Below are 14,673 nucleotides of genomic sequence, written 5' to 3' on the forward strand. Positions count from 1 at the left end.
TGACGTCATGCGGAGGTGCGCGGGGCCGGGTCGCGCAGGTGCCCAAGCCGGGCGGTGAGGGTTCTTGCGGCCTCGCTCACCACGCTGCCGTAAAAGGATTGGGATTCGTCGGTCAGGCGGGTGATCGGTACGTTGACACTGAGGCTTGCGACCGGCTCCTGGCCGCTGCCCATGACGGCGCCCGCGACCGAGCCGACGTCGGAGCGCCACTCGCCGCGGTTGGTCGCGTATCCCTGTGCCTGGATCTGATCCAGCTCGGCGAGCAACCGGTCCGGATCGGTGATCGTCGTGTCGGTGTAGCACGGCAGCTCTTCGGCGAGCAGCCGGTCAACGATCTCGGCGGGGCTGTTCGCCAGTACCGCCTTGCCGTTGGCGGATGCATGGAGGGGCAGGGCATGCCCCAAGTTCATGCTGATGCGCAGTGGTTTGGACGTTTCCAGCCGTTCGATCAGCACCACCTTGTCGCCCTCGGGAACCGTTAGGTGAATCGTCTCCTCGGTACGACGGCGCAGGTCCTCCATGATCGGCATTGCCGCGTCGCGCAGCCCGAGGTCCCCACTCGCGTGCCGGCCTACGTAGAGTGCCTTGGTGGTCACCAGCCACTTGGTGACCTCGCCCTTCGCGGGACGGATCCATCCCGCCGTGTTGAGGGTGTGCAGCGCGCGTTGCACGGAACTCTTGGGCATCTCCAGTATCCGTGCCAGTTCGCCGACGCCGACCGGCTGTCGCGTCGCGACCTCCTCCAGCACCCGGAGGGTGTTCAGGACGTTACGCATCCAGGGACTCCTCAGTAGCGCACTTCTGGCCTTACTGTAGCTCTTCGCGGCACGGCGTGCCGTAGAGCGGCACGCGACCGGAGTTCGCCGAGCCGGCCGTGGACGTCGCACCGGAACGGTTGCGCACCGAGTGAATCGGTCTCCGCCCCACCCAAGTACCGAACAAATAGGAGATGTTGCAGCTCGCGCCATGCCGGAGCGGAAGACCGCGTCACCGACACCGTCGAACGCATCACCGGCCGCCCCGCCCGCGGCTTCCGCGAACTCGCCGAGAGCGAGATCCGATGAAGCGGTTGTTGTCCGCCGCCTGATCGGCCCGCGGCAGCCACCGGTCGAGGTATCCGAGAAGACCGGTCAGGTCCGTTCCTCCGGCGCGGTATCCGATGTAGCCGTCCGGCCGGACCAGGCAGTGGGTGATGCCCCGCCAAGGCCCGCTCGTACCGAGCGTGTGGACGTGAAGGAGGCGGTCGCGACCGCTGGTGGCGGCCGCGATCCCGTCGGTGTCCCACACCTGGCGCCCGCACAGGAGCAGGTGGTGCCCGGGAGCGGCCGTCATCGCGTGCAGGTCGCCGGGGGAGTCGGGGAGCCGGTCACCTGCCCGCGGGCCGTGCCTGGGCGAATGCGGGCCCTCGGTCGTGGCGAGGCTGCGCCGGTAGTGGATGGCCAGCTGCGAGACCGTACGGAAGGCCGCGGCGCGCAGGAAGGGAAGGCGTAGGGCCGGCGGTGCAAGGCGGGGTGCGACGTGGGCGCGGGCCAGCTTGAGCAGTGGATTGCGGCTGGTGGCAATGGTGAACGCGCGGTCCGTGAAGCGCAGCACGTTCCGGCCGACCGGGGCGCGTTCGCTCTCGTACGTGTCCAACAGGGCGTCCGGCGCCGCGTCACGGCAGACGAGGGCGAGCTTCCAGCCGAGATTGAGCGAGTCCTGGATACCGGTGTTCATGCCCTGGGCCCCGGCGGGGCTGTGGATGTGGGCGGCGTCGCCGGCGAGGAAGACGTGGCCGGCGCGGTAGTTCTTGGCGCCGCGGTTGTGGATCTTGAAGTCGGTCATCCATACGGGGTCCCGCAGGTGCAGCCGGTCGCTGACGTAGCGGTCGACGATCGCCCCCAACTGCCCGAGTTCCACCGGGCTTTCGGCGTCAGTCTCTCCCGGCGGCCGCATCGCGAGCATCCGCCAGCTCGCCGGTGAGACCAGCGGGAAGAAGAACAGCACCCCGGCCTCGGTCAGGTACGCGTGCGCAGCGCCCTTTTCCAGACCGTCCACCTCCAGGTCCGCGAGTACGAACGTCTGCGGGTAGGCGTAGCCCTCGAAGGCGATACCGGCCCGATCGCGGACCGTGCTGTGCGCCCCGTCGCAGCCGACGACATAGCGGGCGGTCACCTCCTCCTCGCCCCCGCCCTGATGCCTCAACCGGCATGCTGCATAGGCGTTTTCGGCCGTCATGTCCACCAGCTCGGTGCCCCGCTCGACCGTCGTACCCGCCGCGGCGAGATGGCCGCCGAGCACGCTCTCCGTCTCGGCCTGGGACAGGAACAGCAGGAAAGGGTACGGGGTGTCGGCGACGCCGATGTCGAACAGCGGCAGCCGCACGGTACGACCCGGAAGATGCATCCGCAGCTGCACGGCCGGGTTCCCGCGCGCGACCAGTTCGTCCGTCACGCCGAACGGGGAGAGGGCTTCCAGGGTCCGGGGCTGGATGGCCAGCGCTCGTGATTCCCGGGCCCGGTCGAGGTGCCGGTCGATGATCCGGAACCGCGCCCCGTACGCATGCAACTGCGCCGCAAGAGCCAACCCGGTCGGCCCGGCACCCACCACCAGTACATCAAGCGATTGACTCGCAGCCATGGCAGCAGTGTGCCGCCCAAGCGCTCGCCGCGCTTGCGAAGGCACGAGGAACAGGGGAATGCGCCGCGGCGGGCCCTGACGGGCTGCCGGCCTCATCCGCCGGCGGGCGGGCAGAGCTTGGCGGACGATCGAGGCATCCTCACCGCCGTGGCGGTGACGCGGTGCCGGGTTCGGTCGCGGTTGTCAGCAACCTCGCTTTCGGTCGGTCTCGACGGTCGTACGGGCAGTGGTGGCGAGCCGGGCGAACGAACCGGCGAGCGCCTCGATGACGCCAGCACCCGAATCAGGTCAGTGTCGACTGACGTCATCGTGGGCTGATATTCTCACATCATCTGGAGCTGATACCAGTCCGGACTGAGTGGAAGGCCCGTGCTGCTCGACTTCTTGCCCGGCTGAACCACTCTGTCCGCCCACCCGCGCTGAACCACTCCGCAGTTCCTCTCCCGGTTCGCGCGCTCCGTCACCGTCGTCCACCGCCGCGACACGCTGCGTGCTTCCAAGACAATGCAGCAGCGTGCCTTCGCGGACCCGAAGATCTCGTTCGCCTGGGACAGCGAAGTTGCCGAGATCCACGAGGAGGACGGCAGGCTGGCCGGACTCACCCTGCGCAGTACCAGGACCGGCGAGATGTCCGAACTCCCGGCCAGCGGCCTGTTCATGGCCGTCGGCCACGACCCGCGCACCGAACTGGTCAAGGGCCAGCTGGAGTTGGAAGAGGACGGCTACCTGAAAGTCGCCTCCCCCTCCACCCGTACGAACATCCCAGGCGTCTTCGCCGCGGGCGCGGTCGTGCGCGGACAACGACAAGTAGCGGCATCCATGGCCGCCCTGCGGAAGGTCCGGCCTGCAGCACGCGGCGCCGCGCCCCAATCCCGGGCGCGGGAGCTGAAGCGGGCGCCCCTCAACGATGAAGGCCCGGACCGCAGAACGGCCCGGGCGATCACGTGCTGAGGTCGGCGATGGTGCTGTTTGCGGCTGCGGCTGCGGCTGCGGCTGCGGCCGCGCCGATGCGCCGGCTATTTGACCGAGCCCGCCATCACCCCCTGGACGAAGTGCCGTTGGAAGGCGAAGAAGACGATCAGCGGCACCACCAGGGAGAGGAAGGCACCCGGTGCCAGTACTCCGATGTTGCTGCCGAACTGCCGCATCTCGGACTGGAGGGCCACGGTGAGCGGCTGGGACTCGCTGTCGGCGAAGAGCAGCGCGACCAGCATGTCGTTCCAGACCCAGAGGAACTGGAAGATGGCCAGGCTGGCCAAGGCCGGCCGGCCCAGTGGCAGGACCAGTTGGGAGAAGATCCGCCACTCCCCGCCGCCGTCCATCCGGGCGGCCTCCAGCATTTCGCGCGGGATCTCGGCGAAGTAGTTACGGAGCAGGAAAATCGCGAAGGGCAGCCCGTAGGCGACGTGGAAGAGGATCACGCCCGGGATCGTGCCGAACAGCCCGACGGCGCCGAACAGTTTGGCCACGGGCAGCAGCCCGATCTGCACGGGTACCACGAGCAGGCCCACGACCACCAGGAAGATCGCATTGCGGCCGGGGAACTCCAGCCAGGCGAAGGCGTATCCAGCAAGCGCCGCGATGCCGACGACCAGCGCTGTGGTGGGCACCGAGATCAGGACGGTGTTCCAGAAGGCCTGGGTGATGCCGGAGTCCTCGAACAGCGCGGTGTAGTTGTCCAGGGACAGTTGCCCGGGATCGGTGAGCGCCGTCCACCAGCCCTCGGCCGCGTTGTCCTGTTCGGAGCGCATCGAGGACAGGAACAGCCCGGCCAGCGGGGTGATCCAGACAAGTGCGACGACGAGCAGAACGGCCTGGACCAGTCCGCTGCCGAGCCACTTGGTCAACACGCCCACGGGCCGCGGGCGCGGCCGGGGTGGCTGGACAGGAACGCGGACGGAGGTCTTGGCGACCGGCTGGGACGGATTGCGCTCGATGGTGCTGTGACCGCTCATGCTCCGCTCCTTCGGAAGCGCCGGACGTTGAAGATCATGGCGGGTACGACCAGCAGCAGGAGCAGCACGCTGAGGGCGCTGCCGAGTCCCTGGTTGTTGCCGCCGCCGAAGGAGACCAGCCACATCCGGGTCGCCAGGACATTGGCCTCTTCCTGGACCGGCCCCGGCGCGATGATCCAGACGAGGTCGAAGACCTTCATCACATTGATCACCAGAGTCACAAAGACCACCGTCAGCACCGGAGCGAGCAGCGGCACCGTGATCTTCCGGAAGATCTGCCACTCATTGGCGCCGTCCATCCGGGCCGCCTCCAGAGCGTCCCGGGGGATGGCAGCCAGTCCTGCCCCGATCAGCACCATCGAGAAGCCGGTCCAGATCCACAGATAGGCACCGATGATCGCCGGGGTGACCAGAGCGGGACCGAGCCAGGAAATCCCCTGGTAGGGGGCTGCGAAGTTCTCCCCCGGGAGCCGGACGGTGTACGAACCGGCGTCGAGGCCGGGGAAGTTGAACGAGCCGTCCGCGGCAGTGGTGGCTTTCGCCGCCACCTTTCCGTCCCGTACCGCCTCGACCGACATCCCCGGCAGACCCTTCTCGGCCGGGTCGGCCTTGCCCGGCCTGCCGCCTCCGCCGGGAGTGAAGTCCAGGTAGACAACGCCCTTCACCTCGTCCGCGGCGGGCGCGGCCAAGGACGCGGCATGTGCCGGCCGGGCGCCGGACGGAATCTTGTCCGGCGCGACTCCGACGAAGCCGAGGCTGACGGACTTTCCGGGGCTGACCGCGTCGGTCGTACGGTACGCACCGCCCGGATCCCCGGTCAGGCCCTGGCCCTGACGGGCTCTGGCGGTGGGGTACGCGGAACGGTCGTCGAAGGCGTCGTGGACGCCGACGGCCACGGCGTTGAGTACACCCCGGTTGGGGTCCTCCTCGTACGCGAGCCGGAAGATGATGCCGGCGGCCAGGAACGACACCGCCATGGGCAGGAAGAGCACCAGCTTGAAGGCGGTCGCCCAGCGCACCTTCTCGGTGAGCACCGCGAGCACCAGGCCGAGACCGGTCAGCAGAACCGGAGCCACGACAACCCAGATGGTGCTGTTGCGGATCGCCTTGAGTGTCGCGGGATCGCTGAATATCTCGGCGTAGTTCTCGCCGCCGACGAAGCGGTCGCCGCTCGCGTCGAAGAAGCTTCGTCCGGCGGAGAACAGCACCGGGTAGACGACCAGCGCGCCGAGCAGCAGCAGGGCGGGCAGGACGAACACCACCGCGATGTTCCGCCTCCTGCGGTGCGCCCGCCGCCGCGGGTTCGCGGCGGGGGCGGATTTGGTGACAGCCATGGTGTGCGGCCTCAGCTCTTGTACGCCTTGGAGGCCGCGGCTTCGAGCGCGGCCGCGGTGGCCTTCGGGTCCGAGGGGTCGCGCAGGAAATCCTGGAGGAGCTTCCACTCGCCCGCGCCCTTGGTTCCGCCGAACGCGGCGGGGGCCTGGTCGGACATGTCGAAGCGCACCGAGTCACCGGCGTCCACCAGTGACTTGGCCGTGGAGCGGGTGGTGTCGTCGGCGTACGAGGCGAGGTCCACGTCCTTGTTGGGGGAGAGGAAGCCTCCAGCGCCGGCCCACGCCGAAGCCGCTTCGGGGGTGGCCAGGAACTCCAGCAGCCGCTGCGCCGCCTTGTTGTTCTTGCCGTCCTTGAGCACCACGGCCGCGTCACCGCCGCTCACTACCGGTGCCTTGCCGCTGTCGACTCCGGGGAACGGGAAGAACTTGGCGTCCTCGCCCAGCTTCTTGCCGAAGTCGTCCTTGGCCATACCGCCCACGAAATCGCCCTCGTAGACCATGCCCGCCTTCGGCTCGGGACCGAAGACCTGCTCGATCGAGCCCGGGAAGTCGGTGCGCAGCGCGCCGGCCGAGCCTCCGGCAACGAGCTGCTTGTCCTTGAACACCTCGCCCAGGGTGGTGAGCGCCTTGACCACGCTGGCGTCGGTCCAGGGCAGGGTGTGGGCTGCCAGCTGGTCGTACTTCTCCGGTCCTGCCTGGGAGAGGTAGATGTTCTCGAACCAGTCGGTGAGGGTCCAGCCGTCCTCACCGGCGACGGAGAAGGCGGGCAGTCCGGAGTCGGCGAGCGTGCGGCCCGCCTTGAGCATGTCCGTATAGCTCTTGGGCTCCGCAACTCCGGCCTGCTCGAACGCGCTCGGGCTGTACCAGACGGTCGACTTGTGGGCCGCCTTGAAGTAGAGGCCGTAGTAGGTCTTGTCGACGGTGCCGTAGTTCTTCCACACGTCGGCGAGGTTGGCGCCGGCGGTCGTCGCGGTCTTCTGCGACAGCGGCGCGAGCCAGCCCTCCTTGGCGAACTGCTGGAGTACACCGACCTGAGGCACCATCACCACGTCCGGTGCGTTGCCGCCCTCGATCTTGCTGCCGACAAAGGTGGAGACGTTGTCACCGCTGGGCACGAAGACCGTCTTGGCGCCGGTCTGTTCGGTGAAGGCGTCCAGCACCTTGCGGAAGTTCTTCTGCTCGCTGCCGGTCCAGACTCCGGCCACGGTCACGGTCTGGCCGCTGAGTTCCTGGCCGCCGGCCGGGCCCGGCGAGCCGCCGCAGGCCGTCGCGCCAAGGGCGAGGGCGAGCACCGTCGATGCGGCCGCCGTGGTCCGCCGGGTCGTCGTGGGTCGTCGCATGGTGACAGTCCTTCCGATGGGTGGGAATGGTCGGTGGTTCAGGGGGTGGGGCAGTCGCCCGTCCACCACGCGGCGGTCGCTCCGGGGAGCACACCGTCCGGGCAGGGACCGCTGGAGAGGAGCGGAGTGCCCGCGACCGGCGCGGGCACGGGCTCGGTTCCGAAGTTGACCGCGCAGATCAGCCCGTCACCGCGGGTCATGGCCAGGACCTGCGGGGGTGCCTCCAGCCAGCGCAGGCTGCCCTCGCCCAACTGCGGCAGGCTGCGCCGCAGTTGAAGTCCCTCGCGGTAGAGATGCCAGAAGGAACGGGTGTCGGCCAGCGCCCGGTCGGTGGCGTGTTCGGCGAACCACTCGGGCTGTGGCAGCCAGGGCCGCGCGCCCGCCGCACCCTGGCTGAAGCCGAACGGTGACGCGTGGCCCGACCAGGGCAGCGGCACCCGGCAGCCGTCCCGGATGCGTGCGCGGCTGCCGGTGCGGTGGAAGATCGGGTCGGTCAGTACCTCGTCCGGCAGGTCGAGGACTTCTGGGAGGCCGAGCTCCTCGCCCTGGTAGACGTACGCGGCGCCGGGCAGTGCCAGCATCAGCAGAGCGGCGGCGCGGGCACGCGCCGCACCGAGCCCGCTGGCCTCCACGCCCGGCTCGCCCGCGTAACGGGTGACCGTGCGTACCTGGTCGTGGTTGTTGAGCACCCAGGTGACGGTGGAGCCCGTCCCGGCGATGTCGCGTATCGCCTCTGTGATGGTCGCCCGGAAGGCTTCGGCGTCCCACGGGGCGCTGAGCAGGTCGAAGAAGAACGCCTGGTGCAGCTCGTCAGGCCATACGTACATGGCGTGTTCACGCGCGGTCGGTACGGAGACCTCGCCGACGAGTAGCCGCTCGTGGCCGTCCCGGTCCGCGTACTCCTCGCACACGGACCGCCAGCGGCGCCACACCTGGTGGACCTCGGGCTGGTTCCAGGCCAGCGGGTTCACCGAGTCCCGGGACCGCTCGTCGGCGGCGGGGTCGTCCGAGTCGGGCAGCTCGGGGTGCTTGAAGAGACCGGCGGCGACATCGATGCGGAAACCGTCGACACCCCGGTCCAGCCAGAAGCGCAGTGCGCGCTCGAAGGAGTCGCCGATCTCGGGGTTGCGCCAGTTCAGGTCGGGCTGCTCCGGGGTGAACAGGTGCAGATACCACTGTCCGAGCGTGCCGTCGGGTTCGGTGACCCGGCTCCAGGCCGGCCCGCCGAACATCGCGCGCCAGTTGTTGGGGGGCTCCGCGCCGTCCGGGCCGCGGCCGTCGGCGAAGTGGAAGCGAGTGCGGGCGGCGCTGCCGGGGTCGGCGGCGAGCGCTTCGCGGAACCACGGGTGCTCGCTGGAGCAGTGGTTGGGGACGATGTCGAGCAGCAGCTTGAGTCCGAGGCGGCGGGCGTCGGCCATCAGCAGGTCGAACTCGGCCAGGTCACCGTAGACCGGGTCGACGTCGCAGTAGTCGGCGACGTCGTAACCGTGGTCGTGCTGCGGCGACGGATAGAACGGGCTGAGCCAGATGCCGTCGACACCGAGCTTCCTGAGGTACGGCAGTCCGGCCCGTACGCCGGCCAGGTCACCGATGCCGTCCCCCGTGCTGTCGAGGAAGCTGCGTACGTACACCTGGTAGATCACCGCATCGCGCCACCAGGAGGTGGCCGTGCGGGAGGAGTGGCCGAGGACGGCCGGAAGAGCTGTGAGCATCTCGCGTTTGACCCGTTCCTGAAGGATGCGAGAGCGCCCCAGAGCGGGTGCGCTGTTATCCATGCATGTTAAGTAGGGGTGACGGCAACGTGTCAACGATGCGGCGAGAAACAGCCCAGGTATGCCCGGATATTTGAGGGTATGTCAGAGTGAGCTACTACCTAACAAGTATGTAGCGAACCGGGAGGGGAGCGGTAGGCAGATTCAGCCCTTGCGGGAGATCGATCCCAGCTCGCGGGACAGCCGTGCCACGGCCTGCTGCGGCGTCTGCCGCAGCGCCATGACGTCCTGGACGACGGCCTGCACGGCGAGGCTCACCTGGTCGTACCGAGGGCTCTTGGGGCGCGGCTCGGCAGCCAGCACGCTCTGCCGCAGCGTGGGCAGATACGGGTAGGCCCGGATCAGGGCGGGATCTTCGTACAGCGCGGCGCGTACGGGTGGCAGCGAGCCCTCGGTGAGTACCTGCCGCTGGACGCGCTCGCTGGTGAGATAGGCGATCAGGTCGGCGGCCGACTCCGGATGCCGGGAGTAGCTGCTGACCGCGAGATTGGAGCCGCCGAGCACACTCGTGCCCGGTCCGGACGGTCCGGGCAGTGGCACCGCACCGAATGTGCCGGCCACCTTCGACCCCGGCGCGTTGGCCACCGAGTACACGTAGGGCCAGTTCCGCAGAAAGAGCAACCGGCCGTCCTGGAAGGCCTGCCGGGACTCCTCCTCCTTGTAACCGCGAGCCTGTGGGGAGATCCAGCCGTCCCGTACTCCGCCCGCCAGGAACTCCAGTCCGGCCCGGGCCGCGGCCGAGTCCACAGTGACCCGGGCGCCGTCGTCCCGCAGGATCGAGCCGCCCGCCGAATGCACCGCCTCGGTGGCGTTGACCGTCAGTCCCTCGTACGGCAGGAACTGGCCGGCGTAGCCGTCCATGCCGTACTTGGGGGCCAGATCCCGGGCCTGCCGTGCGAGCTCCGCCCATGTGCGCGGCGGCAGTTCGCCCGCTCGCTCAAGAATGTCCTTGCGGTAGTACAGCAGCCCGGCGTTGGTGACATAGGGGACGGCGTAAAGGCGGCCGTCGAAGGTGGCTGTGTCCACTACGGGCGCCAGGAAGGTGTCCAGCGGGAACCGGTCCCGCTGCAGGGGGGAGATCCATCCTGCAGCCGCGAACTCGGAGGTCCAGGCCACATCGATGTTCAGTACGTCGAACCGGTCGCTGCGGGACCGCAGCTCGCTGATCATCTGGGCCCGGGTCTCGTCCGCGGAGTCGGGCAACTCGACGAGCGTGACCTGTTCCTTCGCGTGGCTGCGATTCCAGTCGTCCAGCAGCGGACCGAGATACTCGGTGAGATCCCCCGCCGTCACCAGCGTCATGGGCCCGCGACCCTTGGGAGCCGCAGTTCCCGACTGGGCGCCGAAGCCCGTGTAACCCGCGAGGATCACGGCGGCAACGAGGAGCCCCCTACCGGCGGCATGCATCCACCGCATAGGTTCCTCCCAGTGCACCGATCCGGCCGCGCTGCCGTCCCACGTGGCCTATGTATACCTGTTAGGCATGGGCGATACTAGACGTCCAGGCGGAGAAGGCGGGTGGCGCGAAACACACCCCGTATCCGAGCCAACAGGAAACTACGGAACGGGAGGGAGGGAGCGCGTGCGGCTGCCGCTCCTGGCACTCCTCACCCGTGGTCCGGCGCATGGTTACGAGCTCAAGCAGGACCTTGAGAAGCTCCTGGGCGCCGCGTACCCTCAGCCGAATGTCGGTCAGATCTACGTCACTCTTGGGCGGCTGGAAAAGGCCGGTCTGATCGTCGGGGAGGACGTCGAGCAGTCCGGTAGGCCCAACAAGCGTACGTACCGGCTCACCGACGCCGGGCGGGAGGCCGTACTCGCCTGGTTCGACGAGACCACGGACGAGCCGCGAGTCAGGGACGAGTTCTTCATGAAGGTCGCCCTCGCGCCCCAATCCGGTCTTGCCGACCCAATCACGCTGATCAACAAACAGCGGCGGCAGTATTTGAACACCATGCGTGACCTGTCGAAGCTGGCCGCGGCCGAGGACCGGGACAACAGGGTCTCCCAGCTGCTGATCGAGGGCGCGATGCTGCATCTGCAGGCCGACCTCGACTGGCTGGAACGCTGTCAGGAGGAGCTGGAATGAGCGAGGACACCGCTCCTGCCGCGCTGGGCGCTTCCGGTGCGGCGCCTGGTCAGGGGGGCAATGTGCCGATCGTGCGCGCCGAGGGTCTGACCAAGACCCATCACGGCGAAGGCGCACCGGTTCACGCCGTACGCGGAGTGGATCTGACCGTTCAGTCCGGGGAATTCGTTGCCGTCACCGGCCCCTCCGGCGCCGGCAAGTCCACGTTGCTCCACCTCATCGGCGGGCTCCAGCGACCCGACAGCGGCCGGCTCTGGCTCGACGGCCGCCGGGTGGACGCGTACCGCGAGGCCCGCTGGGCGGTGCTGCGCCGCCGGAGCATCGGCATCGTCTTCCAGTTCTTCAACCTGGTCTCCGACCTCACCGTCGCCGACAACGTCGAACTGCCCGCGCTGCTCGCGGGCGCCTCGCCCAAGGCAGCCCGGGACAGCAGGGCCGAACTGCTCGCCGAACTCGGCCTCGAAGGCAGGGAACGGTCCATGCCGGGCGAACTCTCCGGCGGCGAGCAGCAGCGCGTCGCCCTGGCCAGGGCCCTGGTGAACCATCCCGCGCTGCTGCTCGCCGACGAACCGGCCGGCAGCCTGGACAGCAAGGGCACCCGCGAAGTGCTCCGGCTGCTCTCCCGGTTCCACCAGCGCGGCCAGACGATCCTGCTGGTCACCCATGACGCACGGATGGCCAGCGCGGCCGACCGGGTCATCAGCTTCTTCGACGGGCGAATAGCCGACGACGCGGCACTCGGCGCGGGGCACCGCACCACGGGCAGCGGCGTCTCCGGCGTACTCGAACTGAAGGAGTGACCGTGCGGGCCACTCTGCGCTGGGCGCACGCCGATCTCCGGGCACACCGCGGACAGTCGGTGTTCGTCGTCCTGGCCAGCGCCGGCATCATCGCTTCGCTGTTGCTGGCCGTAGCGCTGTTCAGCTATGCCGCCAACCCCTGGCAGCGGATCTTCACCCAGTCCCAGGGCGCCCATGTCTGGCTTCACACCCGGGTCGCCGCGGACATGGGGGCGCTGTCCGCACTGGATGGTGTCGCCGGTGTCTCGGGGCCGTACCGCACCGGTCAAGCCACCCTTCAATCCCGTGGGGTGAGGGCGAGCGTGGCCCTGCGCGCGGCGGGCACCGAGCAGCCGGAGATCGCCCGGCCACTGGTCACCGAGGGGAGCTGGCTCGATACCCAGGCAGAGGGCGTCGTACTGGAGAGCACCCTCGCGCGGGTGCTCTGGGCGGAGCCGGGCGACACCCTGACCGTCGGGGGATCGGACGGCACCGCGCGCACCCTGCGGGTGGCCGGGGTCGCCGAAGCCGCGGAACCCCACTACCGGCCGGGCGGCGAGCCCGGTATCGGATGGGTGCTGCCCGCCACGCTCGACCGCATCACACCGCAGAGCACCAGCCACAGCGTGGGACTGCGGCTGGACGATCCGGACGACACCGACTTCACCGTCCAACAGGCCGTCACTCTGCTCGGCGCCGATCGTGTCGCCCAGGTGACCAAATGGCAGCAGGCGCGCGCCGATGCCGGGGGGGACGAACGGCTGCTCGGTCAGCTGTTCGCCGTGTTCGGGCTGGGAGCTCTGCTGGCCGCCGCGCTCGCCGCGTCGGGGGCGATCAGCGCTCGCATCCGCGGACAGCTGAGGGACATCTCGATCCTCAAGGCGATCGGGTTCACGCCTGGCCAGGTGGTACGCGGCTTCCTCGTCCAGCATCTCGCCTTCGCGTTGCTCGGGGTCACCCTCGGCACTGCGGCGATCGCGTTCATGGGTGCCCGCATACCCGGCCGGATCGGGGAGGCGGCCGGGGTGTGGCAGCACCTGCCCGGCCACACCGCCCTGATGATCGGCGTACCGAGCGGCGCGGTGCTGCTGATCGCGACCGCCACCTCCCTCGCCGCCTGGCGGGCCGGCCGGGTCCCGCCGGTGCCGGTTGCCCGGGCGGCACTTCCCTCGGCCGCACCGATGACCGGGCTGGGCCGCCGGGCGCTCGGAATGCGGGTGCCGCCCGCGCTGGTACTCGGGTGGCGAGCGGCGTTCCCCCGGCGGTCGCGCACCCTGATCACCGTGGCCCGGCTCGCGCTGCCGCTCCTCATGATCACGGTTGCGCTCGTCACCTGGTCCACCTTGGACATGTTCCGCAGCCGTCCCGCGGACATGGGAGTGCCCGCAGCGCTGACCGTACGGGCCGAGCAGCCCGGGAGCCTCACCGGCCAGGAGCTCCAGCGCGCGCTGACCGCGCCCCCGGACGTCGCCGCTGTCCATCCGGGGGTGGAGGTCGCGGCGCTGGTGCCCGGGCAGACCGGCACCATCACGCTGCGTGGGCTCGGTACCGCTCCTGCCCCCTACCCCTTCACCGTTGTCGAGGGGCGCCCCGCCGATGGTCCTGACGAGGCGGTCGCCGGCCAAGGGCTGCTCGATCTGCTGGACGTACGGGTCGGAGACTGGGTTCGGACGACGGTTGAGGGACGGCCGCAGATCCTGCACATCGTCGGGCGCAGCATCGAACCGGAAGCCGGCGGCCGGGTGATCTCGACGACGATCGACACGCTCGAAGAACGCGACCCGGCACTGCGGCCGGACTTCTACCATCTCGTCCTGCGGCCTGGCGCGGATCCCCGTGCGGTGAGCAGCGCTCTCGCCGAGGTGGCCGGAGGCGCCCTGGAGATCCGGGAGACACTCAACCCGGCTGACCGGCTGGAACCGGCGCGAGGCGTGATCGCGGCCCTGGTCGGAGTGCTGGCCCTGATCGGGCTCACCGAGCTGCTGACCGTCATCGGCACCGGCGTCCGCGACCGCGGCCGTGATCTGCTCGCGCTCAAAGCGATTGGACTGACCCCTCGTCAGATCAGCTCGGCGATCGTGGCGGCCGCCGGCTTCACGGCACTGCTTGCCGCCGGGATAGGCACGGGGCTGGGGGTGCTGTCCGGCAGCTGGCTGGTGGACACCCAGGGCCGCTCCAGCGGTATGGGCGCCGGTATTGCCCATGTCCCGCCCGCGCTGTTGCTGGCTTCCGTCGTGGCCGGCGCAGTGCTGGGTGCCGTCGCGGCCGCGGCGGTACCGGCGACCCGGACCGCGCGCCGCCGACTGGCGGATTCGTTGACCGAGACACTCTGACGGTCCTGCGGGCGCACCGTCCGGTCCGCGATTGAAGCGGTTGGGCGCCGTTCGCTTCGCGTTTCAGGAGGCGCAGGCGCGCCGGGCTGCCCTGCACGCCGTCCGGGCCTGGCGCTGTCCCGCGCACGACGGCCGACCATCCTCCGCTCGCCGGGGACGCGGCCCGCCACCACGAGAGCCGGGCTGTGGAGACCCTCGAAGAGGCGCTGCGTGAAGCCGCGGCGGACCACCCCGCCGTCGAACTGCGCAGGGCGACGGCCGAAGGCCCCGCCCGCAAGGTGCTCATGAAGCCTCGGCAGCGGCCGATCTGCTGATCGTCGGCGCCCAGCGGCGGCACGGGCACCTCGGGCTCCAGCTCGGCCGGGGTCGCCCACATGGTGCTCCACCACTCCGCCTGCCCCGTGGCTGTAGTACCGCAGCGGGCGTGATCGCCAGTGAGCGCCCCAGCCGGC

General features: G+C 69.6%; 10 protein-coding genes and 2 pseudogenes. 5 read left to right on the plus strand and 7 right to left on the minus strand.

What is annotated here, in order from left to right:
- Window positions 1-5: 5 nt before the first annotated feature.
- Together ACWDO5_RS11070 and ACWDO5_RS11075 are read right to left on the minus strand one after the other, a co-directional pair.
- Window positions 6-776 carry an IclR family transcriptional regulator gene (locus ACWDO5_RS11070; RefSeq protein WP_450530033.1) on the minus strand — a complete coding sequence of 257 codons (771 nt, stop codon included), beginning with the start codon at window positions 774-776 and terminating at the stop codon, window positions 6-8.
- Window positions 777-1,008: 232 nt separating this feature from the next.
- Window positions 1,009-2,619, minus strand: a complete 1,611-nt coding sequence (locus ACWDO5_RS11075; RefSeq protein ID WP_450530034.1) for an FAD-dependent monooxygenase — start codon at window positions 2,617-2,619, stop codon at window positions 1,009-1,011.
- Between the two features lie 435 nt (window positions 2,620-3,054).
- Between ACWDO5_RS11075 and ACWDO5_RS11080 the strand changes: the two are divergent.
- A pseudogene (locus ACWDO5_RS11080) lies at window positions 3,055-3,444 on the plus strand (NAD(P)/FAD-dependent oxidoreductase); the annotation flags it as partial.
- A 191-nt stretch (window positions 3,445-3,635) separates the two neighbouring features.
- On the opposite strand, the gene ACWDO5_RS11085 reads toward ACWDO5_RS11080, so the two are convergent.
- The 5 genes from ACWDO5_RS11085 to ACWDO5_RS11105 all read right to left on the minus strand — a co-directional run bounded on the left by ACWDO5_RS11085 (window position 3,636) and on the right by ACWDO5_RS11105 (window position 10,436).
- Window positions 3,636-4,574, minus strand: coding sequence for a carbohydrate ABC transporter permease (locus ACWDO5_RS11085; RefSeq protein WP_450530035.1), 939 nt, complete (start codon window positions 4,572-4,574; stop codon window positions 3,636-3,638).
- Entirely contained in the window at window positions 4,571-5,908 is a 1,338-nt protein-coding gene (locus ACWDO5_RS11090; protein WP_450530036.1) for a carbohydrate ABC transporter permease, read from the minus strand. Before ACWDO5_RS11090 ends, ACWDO5_RS11085 begins: the two co-directional genes overlap by 4 nt.
- A gap of 11 nt (window positions 5,909-5,919) precedes the next feature.
- The gene (locus ACWDO5_RS11095; RefSeq protein ID WP_450530037.1) at window positions 5,920-7,248 is read right to left on the minus strand and encodes an ABC transporter substrate-binding protein; all 1,329 of its coding nucleotides are present in this window, start codon (window positions 7,246-7,248) and stop codon (window positions 5,920-5,922) included.
- A gap of 38 nt (window positions 7,249-7,286) precedes the next feature.
- Window positions 7,287-8,960: a glycoside hydrolase family 13 protein gene (locus tag ACWDO5_RS11100; protein WP_450530067.1), complete on the minus strand. Its 1,674-nt coding sequence runs from the start codon at window positions 8,958-8,960 to the stop codon at window positions 7,287-7,289.
- Window positions 8,961-9,164: 204 nt separating this feature from the next.
- On the minus strand, window positions 9,165-10,436 hold the full coding sequence (locus tag ACWDO5_RS11105) for an ABC transporter substrate-binding protein (RefSeq protein ID WP_450530038.1): 1,272 nt from the start codon (window positions 10,434-10,436) through the stop codon (window positions 9,165-9,167).
- Window positions 10,437-10,602: 166 nt separating this feature from the next.
- Here ACWDO5_RS11105 and ACWDO5_RS11110 point away from each other — a divergent pair, with 166 nt between their 5' ends.
- The 4 genes and pseudogenes from ACWDO5_RS11110 to ACWDO5_RS11125 all read left to right on the plus strand — a co-directional run.
- Entirely contained in the window at window positions 10,603-11,109 is a 507-nt protein-coding gene (locus ACWDO5_RS11110) for a PadR family transcriptional regulator (RefSeq protein ID WP_450530039.1), read from the plus strand.
- Complete coding sequence (locus ACWDO5_RS11115; protein ID WP_450530040.1) at window positions 11,106-11,909, plus strand: ABC transporter ATP-binding protein; 804 nt, start codon at window positions 11,106-11,108, stop codon at window positions 11,907-11,909. Before ACWDO5_RS11110 ends, ACWDO5_RS11115 begins: the two co-directional genes overlap by 4 nt.
- A 2-nt stretch (window positions 11,910-11,911) precedes the next feature.
- Window positions 11,912-14,221: an FtsX-like permease family protein gene (locus ACWDO5_RS11120; protein ID WP_450530041.1), complete on the plus strand. Its 2,310-nt coding sequence runs from the start codon at window positions 11,912-11,914 to the stop codon at window positions 14,219-14,221.
- Between the two features lie 46 nt (window positions 14,222-14,267).
- A pseudogene (locus ACWDO5_RS11125) lies at window positions 14,268-14,649 on the plus strand (universal stress protein); the annotation flags it as partial.
- Window positions 14,650-14,673: the final 24 nt, after the last annotated feature.

Source organism: Streptomyces sp. NPDC000880, from assembly GCF_053599675.1.